Origin of the sequence: Pseudomonas sp. NPDC089547 (assembly GCF_050280665.1) — a bacterium.
Taxonomy (GTDB): Bacteria; Pseudomonadota; Gammaproteobacteria; order Pseudomonadales; family Pseudomonadaceae; genus Aquipseudomonas.
In genome coordinates, this window is record NZ_JBNNVS010000071.1 from 1 (window position 1) to 16,672 (window position 16,672).

At 63.1% G+C, this 16,672-nt stretch carries 16 protein-coding genes and 1 pseudogene; 13 read left to right on the plus strand and 4 right to left on the minus strand.

Features of this window, described 5'->3' with window-relative positions; all coding sequences use genetic code 11:
- The 11 genes and pseudogenes from ACQKPZ_RS26530 to nuoN form a co-directional block, all read left to right on the plus strand.
- Nucleotides 1–281: pseudogene (locus ACQKPZ_RS26530) on the plus strand (NADH-quinone oxidoreductase subunit C/D); the annotation flags it as partial.
- A gap of 2 nt (nt 282–283) precedes the next feature.
- Nucleotides 284–781 carry an NADH-quinone oxidoreductase subunit NuoE gene (gene nuoE / locus ACQKPZ_RS26535; protein WP_012273294.1) on the plus strand — a complete coding sequence of 166 codons (498 nt, stop codon included), beginning with the start codon at nt 284–286 and terminating at the stop codon, nt 779–781.
- Nucleotides 778–2,139, plus strand: a complete 1,362-nt coding sequence (gene nuoF, locus ACQKPZ_RS26540) for an NADH-quinone oxidoreductase subunit NuoF (RefSeq protein ID WP_105946544.1) — start codon at nt 778–780, stop codon at nt 2,137–2,139. Before nuoE ends, nuoF begins: the two co-directional genes overlap by 4 nt.
- A 132-nt stretch (nt 2,140–2,271) precedes the next feature.
- On the plus strand, nt 2,272–4,986 hold the full coding sequence (nuoG, locus tag ACQKPZ_RS26545) for an NADH-quinone oxidoreductase subunit NuoG (RefSeq protein WP_427543957.1): 2,715 nt from the start codon (nt 2,272–2,274) through the stop codon (nt 4,984–4,986).
- A complete protein-coding gene (gene nuoH / locus ACQKPZ_RS26550) occupies nt 4,983–5,990 on the plus strand; it encodes an NADH-quinone oxidoreductase subunit NuoH (protein WP_016488222.1) in 1,008 nt (335 codons plus the stop codon). The genes nuoG and nuoH overlap by 4 nt, the downstream gene beginning before the upstream one ends.
- 11 nt (nt 5,991–6,001) lie before the next feature.
- Nucleotides 6,002–6,550, plus strand: a complete 549-nt coding sequence (nuoI, locus tag ACQKPZ_RS26555; protein WP_003251442.1) for an NADH-quinone oxidoreductase subunit NuoI — start codon at nt 6,002–6,004, stop codon at nt 6,548–6,550.
- Between the two features lie 10 nt (nt 6,551–6,560).
- The gene (nuoJ, locus tag ACQKPZ_RS26560; protein ID WP_012273298.1) at nt 6,561–7,061 is read left to right on the plus strand and encodes an NADH-quinone oxidoreductase subunit J; all 501 of its coding nucleotides are present in this window, start codon (nt 6,561–6,563) and stop codon (nt 7,059–7,061) included.
- A 3-nt stretch (nt 7,062–7,064) separates the two neighbouring features.
- A complete protein-coding gene (gene nuoK, locus ACQKPZ_RS26565) occupies nt 7,065–7,373 on the plus strand; it encodes an NADH-quinone oxidoreductase subunit NuoK (protein WP_003251446.1) in 309 nt (102 codons plus the stop codon).
- On the plus strand, nt 7,370–9,223 hold the full coding sequence (gene nuoL, locus ACQKPZ_RS26570) for an NADH-quinone oxidoreductase subunit L (protein ID WP_427543960.1): 1,854 nt from the start codon (nt 7,370–7,372) through the stop codon (nt 9,221–9,223). The genes nuoK and nuoL overlap by 4 nt, the downstream gene beginning before the upstream one ends.
- Before the next feature lie 40 nt (nt 9,224–9,263).
- Nucleotides 9,264–10,796 carry an NADH-quinone oxidoreductase subunit M gene (gene nuoM, locus ACQKPZ_RS26575; protein WP_427543962.1) on the plus strand — a complete coding sequence of 511 codons (1,533 nt, stop codon included), beginning with the start codon at nt 9,264–9,266 and terminating at the stop codon, nt 10,794–10,796.
- A gap of 7 nt (nt 10,797–10,803) precedes the next feature.
- Nucleotides 10,804–12,273: an NADH-quinone oxidoreductase subunit NuoN gene (gene nuoN / locus ACQKPZ_RS26580; RefSeq protein WP_391128052.1), complete on the plus strand. Its 1,470-nt coding sequence runs from the start codon at nt 10,804–10,806 to the stop codon at nt 12,271–12,273.
- A 96-nt stretch (nt 12,274–12,369) separates the two neighbouring features.
- Here nuoN and ACQKPZ_RS26585 read toward each other — a convergent pair whose 3' ends face one another.
- Nucleotides 12,370–12,633, minus strand: a complete 264-nt coding sequence (locus ACQKPZ_RS26585; protein WP_427543965.1) for an ogr/Delta-like zinc finger family protein — start codon at nt 12,631–12,633, stop codon at nt 12,370–12,372.
- A 179-nt stretch (nt 12,634–12,812) separates the two neighbouring features.
- Between ACQKPZ_RS26585 and ACQKPZ_RS26590 the strand changes: the two genes are divergently transcribed.
- A complete protein-coding gene (locus ACQKPZ_RS26590; protein WP_427543968.1) occupies nt 12,813–13,205 on the plus strand; it encodes a helix-turn-helix domain-containing protein in 393 nt (130 codons plus the stop codon).
- Here ACQKPZ_RS26590 and ACQKPZ_RS26595 read toward each other — a convergent pair.
- The 3 genes from ACQKPZ_RS26595 to ACQKPZ_RS26605 are packed head-to-tail and all read right to left on the minus strand — an operon-like array spanning nt 13,202 to nt 14,163.
- Nucleotides 13,202–13,564 carry a hypothetical protein gene (locus ACQKPZ_RS26595; protein WP_391128043.1) on the minus strand — a complete coding sequence of 121 codons (363 nt, stop codon included), beginning with the start codon at nt 13,562–13,564 and terminating at the stop codon, nt 13,202–13,204. The two genes, ACQKPZ_RS26590 and ACQKPZ_RS26595, sit on opposite strands and share 4 nt — an antisense overlap.
- On the minus strand, nt 13,557–13,904 hold the full coding sequence (locus ACQKPZ_RS26600; protein ID WP_427543971.1) for a head completion/stabilization protein: 348 nt from the start codon (nt 13,902–13,904) through the stop codon (nt 13,557–13,559). Before ACQKPZ_RS26600 ends, ACQKPZ_RS26595 begins: the two co-directional genes overlap by 8 nt.
- A gap of 10 nt (nt 13,905–13,914) precedes the next feature.
- Nucleotides 13,915–14,163 carry a helix-turn-helix domain-containing protein gene (locus ACQKPZ_RS26605; RefSeq protein WP_427543974.1) on the minus strand — a complete coding sequence of 83 codons (249 nt, stop codon included), beginning with the start codon at nt 14,161–14,163 and terminating at the stop codon, nt 13,915–13,917.
- A gap of 220 nt (nt 14,164–14,383) precedes the next feature.
- On the opposite strand from ACQKPZ_RS26605, the gene ACQKPZ_RS26610 reads away from it, so the two are divergent.
- Nucleotides 14,384–16,456 carry a TonB-dependent receptor family protein gene (locus tag ACQKPZ_RS26610; protein WP_427543977.1) on the plus strand — a complete coding sequence of 691 codons (2,073 nt, stop codon included), beginning with the start codon at nt 14,384–14,386 and terminating at the stop codon, nt 16,454–16,456.
- Nucleotides 16,457–16,672: the final 216 nt, after the last annotated feature.

Consider the following 16,672-nt stretch of genomic DNA (forward strand, 5'->3'; position numbering starts at 1 on the left):
CCCTGCAGCACATCGATACCCTCATCACGCACTTCCTGCTAGTCTCGTGGGGCCCGGTCATGCCGGCCAACGAGTCGTTCCAGATGATCGAGGCGACCAAGGGCATCAACAGTTACTACCTGACGAGCGATGGCGGCACCATGAGCTACCGCACCCGGATCCGTACCCCGAGCTACCCGCACCTGCAGCAGATCCCTTCGGTGATCAAAGGCAGCATGGTCGCCGACCTCATTGCGTACCTGGGCAGTATCGACTTCGTTATGGCTGACGTGGACCGCTAAGTATGAACAGCACGCTTATCCAGACAGACCGTTTCGCCCTCAGCGAAACCGAGCGCTCGGCCATCGAGCACGAAATGCATCACTACGAGGACCCGCGCGCGGCGTCCATCGAAGCCCTGAAGATCGTCCAGAAGGAACGCGGCTGGGTGCCGGATGGCGCCATCCACGCCATCGGCGAAGTGCTGGGCATCCCGGCCAGCGACGTAGAGGGTGTTGCCACCTTCTACAGCCAGATCTTCCGTCAGCCGGTCGGCCGCCACATCATCCGCGTGTGCGACAGCATGGTCTGCTACATCGGCGGCCATGAATCGGTCGTCAGCCAGATCCAGAGCGAGCTGGGCATCGGCCTTGGCCAGACCACCGCCGACGGCCGTTTCACCCTGCTGCCCGTCTGCTGCCTGGGCAACTGCGACAAGGCCCCGGCACTGATGATCGACGACGACACCTTTGGCGACGTGCAGCCGGCTGGCGTTACCAAACTGCTGGAGGGTTACGTATGACCATTACTTCCTTCGGCCCGGCCAACCGCATCGCGCGCACGGCCGAAACCCACCCGCTGACCTGGCGCCTGCGTGACGACGGCGAGCCGGTATGGCTGGCCGAGTACGAGTCCAAGAACGGCTATGCTGCGGCGCGCAAGGCGCTGGCGCAAATGTCGGCTGACGACATCGTGCAAAGCGTCAAGGACTCCGGCCTCAAGGGCCGTGGTGGTGCGGGCTTCCCCACTGGCGTGAAGTGGGGCCTGATGCCCAAAGACGAATCCATGAACATCCGCTACCTGCTGTGCAACGCGGACGAAATGGAGCCGAACACCTGGAAGGACCGCATGCTGATGGAGCAACAGCCCCATCTGCTGGTCGAGGGCATGCTGATCAGCGCCCGCGCCCTGAAGGCCTACCGTGGCTACATCTTCCTGCGTGGCGAATACACCACCGCCGCAAAAAACCTCAACCGCGCCATCGATGAAGCCAAGGCCGCAGGCCTGCTGGGCAAGAACATCCTGGGCAGCGGTTTCGATTTCGAGCTGTTCGTGCACACCGGTGCCGGCCGCTACATCTGCGGCGAAGAAACCGCACTGATCAACTCGCTGGAAGGCCGCCGCGCCAACCCGCGTTCCAAGCCGCCCTTCCCTGCCGCCGTGGGCGTGTGGGGCAAGCCGACGTGCGTGAACAACGTTGAAACCCTGTGCAACGTGCCGGCCATCGTCGCCAACGGCAACGACTGGTACAAGTCGCTGGCCCGTGAAGGCAGCGAAGACCACGGCACCAAGCTGATGGGCTTCTCCGGCAAGGTGAAAAACCCAGGCCTGTGGGAACTGCCGTTCGGCGTCACCGCCCGCGAGCTGTTCGAAGACTACGCCGGCGGCATGCGCGACGGCTTCAAGCTCAAGTGCTGGCAGCCAGGTGGCGCCGGTACCGGCTTCCTGCTGCCCGAGCACCTCGACGCACAGATGTACGCCGGTGGCATCGCCAAGGTTGGCACCCGTATGGGTACTGGCCTGGCCATGGCGGTCGACGACAGCATCAACATGGTGTCGCTGCTGCGCAACATGGAAGAGTTCTTCGCCCGCGAGTCGTGCGGCTGGTGCACCCCATGCCGTGACGGCCTGCCGTGGAGCGTGAAGATGCTGCGCGCGCTGGAAAAAGGCCAGGGCCGCGCCGAAGACATCGAGACGCTGCTGGGGCTGGTCAACTTCCTCGGCCCAGGCCGTACCTTCTGTGCTCACGCACCGGGTGCCGTCGAGCCGCTGGGCAGTGCCATCAAATACTTCCGCTCGGAGTTCGAAGCCGGTGTAGCGCCTGAAAGCGCTGGCACTCTGCGTCCGAATCTGGCGAAGCCGATCGTGGTCGGCGCATAACAAGATGATTAGGCGGGTGGTCCGTGCCACTCGCCAGCTTGCCGCCAGGCCCGAGCGATCGAGGCGTGTCGCAAGCTCACCGATTTCCATTAGCCACGCCCGCTCACGCGGGCCAACGAAGAACTTTGAACAATGGCCACTATCCACGTAGACGGCAAAGCGCTCGAAGTCAACGGTGCAGACAACCTGTTACAGGCGTGTCTGTCACTCGGCCTCGACATCCCTTATTTCTGCTGGCACCCGGCGCTTGGTAGCGTTGGCGCCTGCCGGCAGTGCGCGGTCAAGCAGTACACCGACGAGAACGACACCCGTGGTCGTATCGTCATGTCCTGCATGACCCCTGCCTCCGACGGCACCTGGATCTCCATCGAAGACGAAGAGTCCAAGGCGTTCCGCGCCAGCGTCGTCGAATGGCTGATGACCAACCACCCGCACGACTGCCCGGTGTGCGAGGAAGGCGGTCACTGCCACCTGCAGGACATGACGGTAATGACCGGCCACAACGAGCGCCGCTACCGTTTCACCAAGCGTACCCACCAGAACCAGGACCTCGGCCCGTTCATCGCCCATGAGATGAACCGCTGCATCGCCTGCTACCGCTGCGTGCGTTACTACAAGGACTACGCCGGTGGTACCGACCTGGGCGTGTACGGCGCCCACGACAACGTGTACTTCGGCCGTGTCGAAGACGGCGTGCTGGAAAGCGAGTTCTCCGGCAACCTGACCGAGGTCTGCCCGACCGGCGTGTTCACCGACAAGACCCACTCCGAGCGCTACAACCGCAAGTGGGACATGCAGTTTGCCCCGAGCATCTGCCATGGCTGCTCCAGCGGCTGCAACATCAGCCCGGGTGAGCGCTACGGCGAACTGCGCCGCATCGAAAACCGCTTCAACGGTTCGGTCAACCAGTACTTCCTGTGCGACCGCGGCCGTTTCGGCTACGGCTACGTCAACCGCAAGGACCGCCCACGCCAACCACACCTGGCCGACGGCACCAAGCTGGGCCTGGACGCCGCCCTGGACAAGGCCGCCGACCTGCTGCGCGGCCGTACCATCGTCGGTATCGGCTCGCCACGCGCCAGCCTCGAAAGCAACTACGGCCTTCGTGAGCTGGTCGGTGCCGAGTACTTCTACTCGGGCATGGAAGCTGGCGAACTGGCCCGCGTGCGCCTGGCCCTGAACGTGCTGAACAACAGCCCGCTGCCAGTGCCGACCCTGCGCGACATCGAAGACCACGACGCCGTGTTCGTGCTCGGCGAAGACCTGACCCAGACCGCTGCCCGGGTCGCCCTGGCCGTGCGCCAGGCTACCAAGGGCAAGGCCGAGGCCATGGCCGAAGCCATGCGAGTGCAGCCGTGGCTCGACGCCGCGGTGAAGAACATCGGCCAGCACGCGCTGTACCCGCTGTTCATCGCTTCGCTGGCTGAAACCAAGCTGGACGACGTTGCCGAAGAATGCGTGCACGCCGCCCCGGCCGACCTGGCCCGCATCGGTTTCGCCGTGGCCCACGCCATCGACCCGAGCGCCCCGGCCGTTGCCGGCCTGGACGACGAAGCCAAGGCCCTGGCCCAGCGCATCGCCGACGCCCTGGTCGCTGCCAAGCGCCCACTGGTGGTTGCCGGTACTTCGCTGGCCGACCCGGCACTGATCGAAGCCGCCGCCAACATCGCCAAGGCCCTGAAGCTGCGCGAGAAGAACGGCTCGCTGAGCCTGGTGGTACCTGAAGCCAACAGCATCGGCCTGGCCATGCTCGGTGGCGAATCCGTCGATGCCGCGCTGGACGCAGTCATCAGCGGCAAGGCCGACGCCATCGTCGTGCTGGAAAACGACCTGTACGCCCGCGTACCGGCCGCCAAGGTCGACGCAGCCCTGGCTGCGGCCAAGGTGGTGATCGTTGCCGACCACTCGAAAACGCCGACGGTCGACCGTGCCCACCTGGTGCTGCCGGCTGCCTCGTTCGCCGAAGGCGACGGTACCCTGGTCAGCCAGGAAGGCCGTGCCCAGCGCTTCTTCCAGGTGTTCGACCCGCAGTACCTGGACAGCAGCATCCAGGTCCACGAAGGCTGGCGCTGGATGCACGCCCTGCGTGCCACCCTGCTGAACAAGCCGGTCGACTGGACCCAGCTGGACCACGTCACCAGCGCCTGCGCCGAAGCCGCCCCGCAACTGGCCGGCATCGTCAACGCCGCACCAAGCGCCGCATTCCGCATCAAGGGCATGAAACTGGCCCGTGAGCCGCTGCGTTACTCCGGCCGCACCGCCATGCGCGCCAATATCAGCGTGCACGAACCCCGCACCCCGCAAGACAAGGACACCGCGTTCGCCTTCTCCATGGAAGGCTACTCGGGCTCCGCCGAACCGCGCCAGCAGGTGCCGTTCGCCTGGTCGCCGGGCTGGAACTCGCCGCAAGCCTGGAACAAGTTCCAGGACGAGGTCGGTGGCCACCTGCGTGCCGGTGACCCGGGCGTGCGCCTGATCGAATCGCAAGGCGACCGCCTGAACTGGTTCAACGCCATTCCGGGTGCCTTCAACCCGGCCCGTGGCACCTGGACTGCCGTGCCGTTCTTCCACCTGTTCGGCAGCGAAGAAAGCTCCTCGCGCGCCGCCCCGGTGCAACAGCGCATCCCGGCTGCCTACGTGGCCCTGGCCAAGTCCGAAGCCGACCGCCTGGGTGTCAACGACGGTGCCCTGCTGAGCCTGAACGTTGCCGGTGTGGCCCTGCGCCTGCCGCTGCGTATCAATGAAGAGCTGGGCGCTGGCCTGGTCGCATTGCCGAAAGGCCTGGCCGGTATCCCGCCTGCCATCTTCGGTGCATCCGTCGAAGGTCTGCAGGAGGCAGCACAATGAGCTGGTTCACCCCCGAAGTGATCGATGTGATCATCCAGGTCGTCAAGGCTATCGTGGTGCTGCTGGCCGTGGTGGTCTGCGGCGCCCTGCTCAGCTTTGTCGAGCGCCGCCTGCTGGGCTGGTGGCAGGACCGCTACGGTCCGAACCGTGTCGGCCCGTTCGGCATGTTCCAGATCGCCGCCGACATGCTGAAGATGTTCTTCAAGGAAGACTGGAACCCGCCCTTCGTCGACAAGATGATCTTCACCCTGGCGCCGGTCGTGGCCATGAGCGCCCTGCTGATCGGCTTCTCGATCATCCCGATCACTCCGGGCTGGGGCGTTGCCGACCTGAACATCGGCCTGCTGTTCTTCTTCGCCATGGCCGGCCTGTCGGTCTACGCGGTGCTGTTCGCCGGCTGGTCGTCGAACAACAAGTACGCCCTGCTGGGCAGCTTGCGGGCCTCGGCGCAGACCGTGTCGTACGAAGTGTTCCTGGGCCTGGCGCTGATGGGCGTGGTGGTACAGGTAGGCTCGTTCAACATGCGCGACATCGTCGAGTACCAGGCACAGAACCTGTGGTTCATCATTCCGCAGTTCTTCGGCTTCTGCACCTTCTTCATCGCTGGCGTCGCCGTGACTCACCGTCACCCGTTCGACCAGCCGGAAGCGGAACAGGAACTGGCCGACGGCTACCACATCGAGTATGCCGGCATGAAGTGGGGCATGTTCTTCGTCGGTGAGTACATCGGCATCATCCTCATCTCGGCGCTGCTGGTAACCCTGTTCTTCGGCGGCTGGCACGGCCCGTTCGGCATCCTGCCGCAACTGCCGTTCCTGTGGTTCGCATTGAAGACCGCGTTCTTCATCATGCTGTTCATCCTGCTGCGCGCCTCGATCCCGCGCCCACGCTATGACCAGGTGATGGACTTCAGCTGGAAGTTCTGCCTGCCGCTGACCCTGATCAATTTGCTGGTGACCGCTGCGATCGTGCTCTACAACACGCCAGCCGTCGCGGCCCAGTGAGGATTTGACCCATGTTCAAGTATATCGGCGACATCGTTAAGGGCACCGGCACCCAGCTGCGCAGCCTGGCAATGGTGTTCTCCCACGGGTTCCGCAAGCGCGACACCCTGCAGTACCCCGAAGAACCCGTGTACCTGCCGCCGCGCTACCGCGGCCGCATCGTCCTCACTCGCGACCCCGATGGCGAGGAGCGCTGTGTAGCGTGCAACCTCTGCGCGGTGGCCTGCCCGGTCGGCTGCATCTCGCTGCAGAAAGCCGAAACCGAGGACGGCCGCTGGTACCCGGAATTCTTCCGCATCAACTTCTCGCGTTGCATTTTCTGCGGCCTGTGTGAAGAAGCGTGCCCGACCACCGCGATCCAGCTGACTCCGGATTTCGAAATGGCCGAGTTCAAGCGTCAGGACCTGGTGTACGAGAAAGAAGATCTGCTGATCTCCGGCCCCGGCAAGAACCCTGACTACAACTTCTACCGTGTTGCGGGTATGGCCATCGCTGGCAAGCCGAAAGGCTCTGCGCAGAACGAAGCCGAACCGATCAACGTGAAGAGCTTGCTCCCATAAGGACAGAAAGATGGAATTCGCTTTCTACTTCGCATCCGGGATCGCCGTGGTCTCCACCCTTCGGGTGGTGACCGGTACCAACCCCGTGCACGCCTTGCTTTACCTGATCATTTCACTGATTTCCGTGGCCATGATCTTCTTCTCCCTGGGTGCGCCGTTCGCCGGCGCCCTGGAAGTGATCGCCTACGCCGGCGCCATCATGGTGCTGTTCGTGTTCGTGGTGATGATGCTCAACCTGGGGCCGGCCTCGGTCGCCCAGGAACGCGGCTGGCTCAAGCCCGGCATCTGGGCCGGGCCGGTAATCCTCGGCACCCTGCTGCTGGCAGAGCTGCTGTACGTGCTGTTCGTCACCCCGAGCGGCGCTGGCATCAGCGGTACCACCGTGGGCCCGAAAGAGGTAGGTATCAGCCTGTTCGGCCCGTACCTGCTGGTGGTCGAACTGGCATCGATGCTGCTGCTGGCTGCAGCGGTCACCGCCTTCCACCTGGGCCGCAACGAGGCGAAGGAGTAAATCATGGGTGCTATCCCTCTCGAGCATGGTCTGGCAGTCGCCGGCATCCTGTTCTGCTTAGGTCTGGTTGGCCTGATGGTCCGCCGCAACATCCTCTTCGTGCTCATGAGCCTGGAAGTCATGATGAACGCCTCTGCCCTGGCGTTCGTCGTCGCCGGTGCCCGCTGGGTGCAGCCCGACGGCCAGGTGATGTTCATTCTGGTGATCAGCCTGGCAGCCGCCGAGGCCAGTATTGGCCTGGCCATCCTGCTGCAGCTGTATCGCCGCTTCCACACTCTCGACATCGATGCTGCCAGTGAGATGCGCGGATGAACCTTCTCTTCCTGACTTTCGTCTTCCCCCTCGTCGGCTTCCTGCTGCTGTCGTTCTCGCGCGGGCGGTTCTCGGAGAACCTGTCCGCGTTGATCGGCGTCGGTTCGGTAGGCCTTTCGGCCGCCACGGCCGCCTATGTCATCTGGCAATTCAACGTTGCTCCGCCTGAAGGCGGCGCGTACAGCCAGCTGCTGTGGCAGTGGATGTCGGTAGACGGCTTTGCGCCGAACTTCACCCTGTACCTGGACGGCCTGTCGGTCACCATGCTGGGCGTGGTCACTGGCGTGGGCTTCCTGATCCACCTGTTCGCTTCCTGGTACATGCGTGGCGAAGCCGGCTACTCGCGCTTCTTCTCGTACACCAACCTGTTCATCGCCAGCATGCTGTTCCTGATCCTGGGCGATAACCTGCTGTTCATCTACTTCGGCTGGGAAGGCGTGGGCCTGTGCTCGTACCTGTTGATCGGTTTCTACTACAGCAACCGCAACAACGGTAACGCGGCACTCAAGGCGTTCATCGTCACCCGTATCGGCGACGTGTTCATGGCCATCGGCCTGTTCATCCTGTTCGCCCAGCTGGGTACCCTGAACGTACAGGAACTGCTGGTGCTGGCACCGCAGAAGTTCCAGGCGGGCGACACCTGGATGGTGCTGGCAACCCTGATGCTGCTGGGCGGTGCGGTCGGTAAATCGGCCCAGCTGCCACTGCAGACCTGGCTGGCCGACGCGATGGCGGGCCCGACCCCGGTTTCGGCACTGATCCACGCCGCAACCATGGTGACCGCGGGCGTGTACCTGATCGCCCGTACCAACGGCTTGTTCCTGCTGGCGCCGGACATCCTGCACCTGGTAGGCGTAGTCGGTGGCGTGACCCTGGTACTGGCCGGCTTCGCCGCGCTGGTGCAAACCGACATCAAGCGTATCCTCGCCTACTCGACCATGAGCCAGATCGGCTACATGTTCCTGGCCCTTGGCGTAGGCGCCTGGGACGCGGCGATCTTCCACCTGATGACCCACGCCTTCTTCAAGGCCCTGCTGTTCCTTGCTTCCGGTGCGGTGATCGTTGCCTGCCACCACGAGCAGAACATCTTCAAGATGGGTGGCCTGTGGAAGAAGCTGCCACTGGCCTACGCCAGCTTCGTGGTCGGTGGCGCTGCCCTGGCTGCACTGCCGATCGTGACCGTGGGCTTCTACTCCAAGGACGAGATCCTCTGGGAAGCCTTCGCCAGCGGCAACACCGGCCTGCTGTACGCCGGCCTGGTGGGTGCATTCATGACCTCGCTGTACACCTTCCGCCTGATCTTCATCGCCTTCCATGGCGAAGCCAAGACCGAAGCCCACGCCGGCCACGGCATCAGCCACTGGCTGCCGCTGGGCGTGCTGATCGTGCTGTCGACCTTCGTGGGTGCCTGGATTCACCCGCCGCTGGCAGGCGTGCTGCCTGAAAGCGCCGGCCACGCTGGTGGCGAAGCCAAGCACGCGCTGGAAATCACCTCGGGTGCCATTGCCATCGCCGGTATCCTGTTGTCGGCCCTGCTGTTCCTGGGCAAGCGCAGCTTCGTCAGCGCCGTCGCCAACAGCAGCATCGGCCGTGTCCTGTCGGCCTGGTGGTTCGCCGCCTGGGGCTTCGACTGGATCTACGACAAGCTTTTCGTCAAACCGTACCTGCTGATCAGCCACATCCTGCGCAAGGACCCGGTTGACCGCACCATCGGCCTGATTCCGCGGATGGCACGTGGCGGCCACGTCGCCATGAGCAAGACCGAGACAGGCCAACTGCGCTGGTACACCGCCTCTATCGCCGTGGGTGCCGTGCTGGTGCTCGGTGCCGTGGTAGTGGCTGCGGTATGACTATGAATCTTGCGACTTTGCCAAAGGAAACCAACCCGTCATGATTTTGCCTTGGCTGATCCTGATCCCCTTCATCGGCGGCTTCCTGTGCTGGCTGGGTGAGCGCTTCGGCGCCACCCTGCCGCGCTGGATCGCGCTGCTGACCATGTCCCTGCTGCTTGGCATCGGCCTGTGGCTGTGGGGCACCGGCGACTACACCCTGGCCCCCGCTCCGGGTGCCGAGCCTGCCTGGGCCGTGGAATACAAAATCCAGTGGATCCAGCGCTTCGGCATCAGCATCCACCTGGCCCTCGACGGCCTGTCGCTGCTGATGATCCTGCTTACCGGCCTGCTCGGTGTGCTGTCGGTACTGTGTTCCTGGAAAGAGATCCAGCGCCACGTCGGCTTCTTCCACCTCAACCTGATGTGGATCCTGGGCGGCGTGGTCGGCGTGTTCCTGGCCCTGGACCTGTTCCTGTTCTTCTTCTTCTGGGAAATGATGCTGGTGCCGATGTACTTCCTCATCGCGCTCTGGGGTCACAGCTCGGCAGACGGCAAGAAGACCCGGATCTACGCGGCGACCAAGTTCTTCATCTTCACCCAGGCCAGCGGCCTGATCATGCTGGTGGCGATCCTGGGCCTGGTGCTGGTCAACTACAACTCCACCGGCGTACTCACCTTCAACTACAGCGACCTGCTCAAGGCCGAGCTGCCAGCCGGTGTCGAATACGTGCTGATGCTGGGCTTCTTCATCGCCTTCGCGGTGAAGCTGCCAGTGGTACCGTTCCACTCCTGGCTGCCTGATGCCCACGCCCAGGCACCGACCGCAGGCTCCGTCGACCTGGCCGGTATCCTGCTGAAGACTGCGGCCTACGGCCTGCTGCGCTTCGCCCTGCCGCTGTTCCCGAACGCGTCGGCCGAGTTCGCGCCAATCGCCATGACCCTGGGCCTGATCGGTATCTTCTACGGTGCCTTCCTGGCCTTCGCACAAACCGACATCAAGCGCCTGATCGCCTTCTCCAGCGTCTCGCACATGGGCTTCGTGCTGATCGGTATCTACTCCGGTAGCCAGCAGGCCCTGCAAGGCGCGGTGATCCAGATGCTGGCCCACGGCCTGTCGGCTGCCGCACTGTTCATCCTGTCCGGCCAGCTGTACGAGCGCCTGCACACCCGCGACATGCGTCAGATGGGTGGCCTGTGGCACCGCATCGCCTACCTGCCGGCCATCAGCCTGTTCTTCGCGGCAGCGTCGCTGGGCCTGCCAGGCACCGGCAACTTCGTCGGCGAGTTCCTGATCCTGCTCGGCAGCTTCGTGCATGTACCATGGATTACCGTGATCGCCACCACCGGCCTGGTCTTCGGTTCGGTGTACTCGTTGATCATGATCCACCGCGCCTACTTCGGCCCGGCCAAGTCCGACACCGTGCTGGCCGGCATGGACGGTCGCGAACTGGTCATGGTGCTGGGCCTGGCGGTACTGCTGATCCTGCTGGGCGTGTATCCGCAGCCGTTCCTCGACACCTCTGCCGCCACCATGAGTGGTGTGCAGCAGTGGCTCGGTTCCGCTTTCACTCAACTCGCTTCGGCCCGGTAAGAGCGCTATGGAATTCACCACTCAACACTTCATCGCATTGGCGCCGATGCTGATCACCACCATCACCACGGTGGTGGTGATGCTGGCGATCGCCTGGAAGCGCAACCACTCGCAGACCTTCCTGCTGTCCACCGTGGGCCTGAACCTGGCCCTGCTGTCGATCTTGCCGGCGCTGAAGGTTGCGCCGCTGGCGGTCACCCCGCTGATCACCATCGACAAGTTCGCCTGCCTGTACATGGCGATCATCCTGGTGGCCACGCTGGCGTGTGTCACCTTGGCCCACGCCTACCTTGGCGAAGGCTCCAAGGGCTTCCCGGGCAACCGTGAAGAACTGTACCTGCTGCTGCTGATGTCGGCCCTCGGTGGCCTGGTGCTAGTCAGCGCCAACCACCTGGCCGGCCTGTTCATCGGCCTGGAGCTGCTGTCGGTACCGGTCTACGGCCTGGTGGCGTATGCCTTCTTCAACAAGCGGTCACTGGAAGCCGGCATCAAGTACATGGTGCTGTCGGCCGCAGGCTCCGCCTTCCTGCTGTTCGGCATGGCCCTGCTGTACGCCGACGCTGGCAGCCTGAGCTTCGACCAGATCGGCAAGGCCCTGGCTGCAACCAGCATGCCAAGCCTGGTGGCCCAGCTGGGCCTGGGCATGATGCTGGTCGGCCTGGCCTTCAAGCTGTCGCTGGTACCGTTCCACCTGTGGACCCCCGACGTGTACGAAGGCGCCCCGGCGCCGGTTGCCGCATTCCTGGCCACCGCCAGCAAGGTTGCAGTCTTCGCCGTGGTTGTGCGCCTGTTCATGCTCTCCCCTGCTGCCAGCAGTGGCGTGCTGAGCACCGTGCTGGCAGTGATCGCCGTGGCCTCGATCCTGGTCGGTAACCTGCTGGCGTTGACCCAGAGCAACCTCAAGCGCCTGCTGGGTTACTCGTCCATCGCCCACTTCGGTTACCTGCTCATTGCCCTGGTCGCCAGCAAGGGCCTGGCCCTGGAAGCCATGGGCGTTTACCTGGTCACCTACGTGATCACCAGCCTGGGTGCCTTCGGTGTCATCACCCTGATGTCCTCGCCTTACGGCGGCCGTGACGCCGATGCCCTGTACGAGTACCGCGGCCTGTTCTGGCGTCGCCCGTACCTGACCGCAGTACTGACCGTGATGATGCTGTCGCTGGCGGGTATCCCGCTGACCGCTGGCTTCATCGGCAAGTTCTACATCATCGCCACCGGCGTCGAGTCGCACCTGTGGTGGCTGGTCGGTGCCCTGGTGATCGGTAGCGCCATCGGTGTGTACTACTACCTGCGCGTCATGGTCACCCTGTACCTGGTCGAGCCAAACCTGCGCCGCCACGATGCCCCGCTGAAGTGGGAACAGCGCACCGGCGGCGTCATGCTGCTGGCCATCGCCATTCTGGCCTTCGTGCTTGGCGTGTACCCGCAGCCGCTGCTCGAACTGGTTCAGCAAGCAGGCCTGCAACTGATCGGCTGATCGGCTGAAGGCGACAACGCTTCGGTAAAACAAAACACCCCGCCTAGCGGGGTGTTTTTTTATCTGCACGTTTTATGGCCTGCAGCTGATAGCGCCTCACTCAACAAGGCTACCTTGGCTTGCATCTGGCATAGCCGCCTTGCGCAAATCACCATTGGCTGAAGGCAGGTAAACTTCCGGGTTGGGCATACCGCTGGGGGAGAGTTCGTGGGTCATTTCGAACTCGGCACGCACTGACCAGCCACATGCCTCGGTGGTGCATTGCAAATAAGCGATCCGCAGGAAAATATGGCGCCCTTCGCTGGTACGTATACGCATGCGGCTATGGCAATGGGGGCAAACCAACTTGTAAGTACTCACGGCAAGTACCTGCTAGCATTGCCCAGGCTTGCCTGTGTGTAGGTATTGGCTGCAACTGTGGGTGTATTCTTCAATTGGGTGGTTCTCATTGCAGAAGTGCTCCTTAAAACGCAGGGCTGTATTCATAACGAGTAGTTTAAGCCCATGGATTATCATTAAACCAGTCATGGATATTTGTTATGAGTACTCACGTACTTGCTGCGGTGCTGACGCGCCTGAAGCTTCTAACCGGCGTCCAGTCAGATGCCGACCTGTCCCGCGCCCTGTCCATCAGCCCGCAAACGCTGAGCAGCTGGAAGGTTCGCGACAGCATTCCTTACTCACTTTGCGTAGAAATAGCCAGGCAGCATGCCTGCTCACTGGACTGGCTACTGCTGGGTGACGCCCAACAATGCCCGCCTGGCCAAGGTGAAACAGGCTGGGAGTGCGACATGCTCGAACGGCTACGCTCGTTATCACCAAGCGATCGCCAGGCCATCCTGCTGTTGATCAAGGACAAACAGCGTATCCAGCAGCTGGAAAAGCAATTGAGCGAGCTGAACAATCACCTGCCCAACACCGCCAACGGCTAACCCCGGCGGCGCCAGCGCTGGATGAGTTCGCGCGGGTCGAGCGTATCCAGCCATACCATGACCTTGAGGCTGATGGGGATCACCACCACGGCGGCCACGAATGCCGCCATGCCCCGGGTCAGCAAGGGTGCCAGCGAAGAAACCAGCGGCTCGAACAGGTGCCCTACCCCCACAGTCACGAACACCAGCAGTAACTTCTTGCCAAGCGTAAGGCGCCGGGTCGCATTGGTGATCAACCGGTCACGCGCAGCCCCTACCAACAAAGCCCCCAGCAAGGCCGCGAACAACACACTGCCATCCACGCCCAACAGCTCGATCAGCGCCGGGGCCATACGGTCGATGACGGATTGCTCAGGCATGGCCAGCACTCCGACGGGAAGTCGCCAAGTATGCCCTGGACCCCAGGCTGTACATGACCGCGGCCTCGACGAAGCGGATGTAGCACACCCGCAGTGCGCGCCCCTGGTCATGCCCGGCCACATCTTCAAGGCGCTTGTAGCCCCGCTCTCGCAGCACCGCGCGCCAATGCGCGAACTCGCGTGCAGCATCAATCGCAGCGCAACGCGCAGCCACCTCAAGCGCGGCTTCACTGACCGGTCGCTGTAAACACAACCGTTCGCGCAATCTGCCTAGGTCTATCCGTGGCCAGAAGGGGTCATGGCTATCGGCATAACGTGGCAGTAAAGCGTTGTTGCTCATGCCTCACTCCTCACTGCTCGGCCAGCATGCCGTAGCGGATGGCCTTTATCACCGCTGCCACTCGGGTAGACACATCGAACTTGCGCAGGATGTTGGACATATGGAAGTTCACCGTCGACTCCTTGCAGTCAAGGATCCGGCCTATCTCCCACGAGCTCTTGCCGTAGGCGCACCACAACAGCACTTGCTGTTCACGAGGCGTCAGGCGAATCGGGGCGTCCGCCAAAGGTTGCTGCGGGTGTCGTGCGTTGTCAGTCATGCTTTTACTCCACGGGTGATTGAGCGGGGCATCGCTGCCGATCTGCAGTCACCTTACGAAGCGCATGCCGCCTCCCTCCACCGCTGCGGCTTGTAAAGAACTTTCGTACAAAACCGTCTGACGAAGGTTACGCAAGATTTGCTGAATTTCTTCGTGCTCCGGGCAGCATTTCGCTCGTCTCAACGCCGTTGTCCATTCGCCTTTCGCCTGGAGTCGTACAATGCGTTCCGATTTACCCCTCTCATCCTGCCTCGGCCTGCTGGCTGCCTTGGCTGCTGCCCAGCCTGCCGTGGGGGCATCCTCGGTCGAACTGGGCCAGGTGTTGATTACCGATGAGGAGCAGAACGACTTGACGGCAGCCGGCGAACGCCTGCGTGAAATACCCGGTGCCAGCAACCTGGTGAACATGCAGCACGTTGGGCAAGGCCGTGTGGCCAGCAACCAGGACGTGCTGGCCTACCAGCCAGGTGTGTTTGCCCAGTCGGCAGGGAACGACGGCATCAAGTTGTCGATCCGCGGTTCAGGCATCAACCGCGCGCCAGGCGCCCATGGCTCCGGGGTGTACACCATGTTCGACGGCCTGCCGCTGACCGGCCCGGGCGGCACGCCTTATGAGCTGTTCGAGCCGCTGTGGCTGAGCCGCGCCGAAGTGCTGCGCGGTGCCAATGGCTTCGACCAGGGTGCACTGGCCCTGGGCGGCGCCATCAACTACGTCACTCACACAGGCTACGACGCTGCGCCGTTGCAGGTGCGCTACGAGGTGGGCAGCCGCGGTTACCAGCATCGACATATCAGTTCTGGGCAGGTACTGGGCAACCTCGACTACTACGTGGCCCTGACCGATTCGGAATACGATGGCTACCAGGCGCATAGCAGCGGCAGTGCCAAAGGCATTGCCGCCAACGTTGGCTACCGCTTCAACCCCAACCTGCAAACCCGCTTTTACCTGCGCTACCGGGAAACTGAAAACGAACTGGCCGGGCGCCTGACCAAAGACCAGATCAAGCACCACCCGCGCGCGGCCAACCCGGCCTACCTGGCCCGGGACGACAGCCGCCCACAGCCGGGCAGCACCTGGGTAGGCAACAAGACCACCTTCTTCCTCGATGATGATGCGCGCCTGGAAGCCGGCCTGGTCTACCACGACTACCCGATGGACCTGCGCGAAGGCCCGATGCGCCTGAAGGTGGCCTACACCGATGTCAGCGGTACGCTCAACTATTTCCGCCGCGACACCTTGTTCGGCCACGAGAGCAAGACGACTGTCGGTTGGCGCACCACCAAGCACCTGCCCAACAGCGGTGCTTCGCAGTTCGCGCGCAATGGCGACGTGTTTGGTGCTCGCACCCGTGACTTCACCTACCAGGGGTCGGACACCGTGCTGCATGTCGGCAACGACCTGGAACTGGTCCCCAACCTGTGGCTGACCACGGGCCTGGCGATGATCTACACCCGCCGCGAGAGTGACGTGACCTACCCTGCCGAAGGCGGCAAGGTGAGCATGCATGACTGGGACTACGCGCCTCGCCTGGGGCTGCGCTACGACATCCGCCCGGACCTGCAGGTGTACGGCAACCTCAGCCGCTCGGTCGAGCCGCCACACCCATGGTCGCTGACCTGGAGCGCGCCCAGCACCGGCGGCAAACAGATTCAGCCGATCGAGATGCAGAACCAGACCGCCACAACCCTGGAGCTGGGCGCGCGTGGCGACTCGGCGCTAGGCCGTTGGGACCTGGCCTGGTATTACTCGCAGGTGCGCCACGAACTGCTGGCCGTGGAAGTGGTGCCGAACTTCACCTCGGAATTCAACGCCAGCGCCACCGTACACCAAGGCGTCGAAGCGGGCCTCGACAGCACCCTGTGGGAGCGCGCCGGTACCGGCAAGCTCAGCTTGCGCCAGGCCTACACCTTCAGCGACTTCCACTACCGTGATGACGATAAATTTGGCGACAACCGCCTGCCCGGCATCCCCATGCACTATTACCAGGCCGAACTGCGTTACGACTGGCCGAGCGGCTTCTACGCCGGGGTTAACACGCAAATGGCGTCGAAGGTACAGGTGGACTATGCCAACAGCTACCATGCCGACGAATATGCCTTGCTGGGTGCGCGTTTTGGTTGGGATTCACCGAAACAGGACTGGCAGACCTGGCTGGACCTGCGCAACCTGACCAACAAGCGCTATGCGGCGACGGTGACACCGGCCTACAACGATGCAGGCAACGACAATGCCCGGTCTACGCCGGGCGAAGGCTTTGCCGTGTATGCCGGGGTATCCTACAGCTTCCGCTAAGACGCGGCTGGCCGCCGGGCGCGCTTTTTGTAGGAGCGGCCTTGTGTCGCGAAAGGGCTGCAAAGCAGCCCCAGGATTTCAGCTTCGCAGCATAAATTGCAGGGGCTGCTTTGCAGCCCTTTCGCGACACAAGGCCGCTCCTATGTATGGACTCGCCCACACTGTCTAATTGCTTTTGAACATAGGAACCCGGTTGCATCTATGTATCAGGCCTAT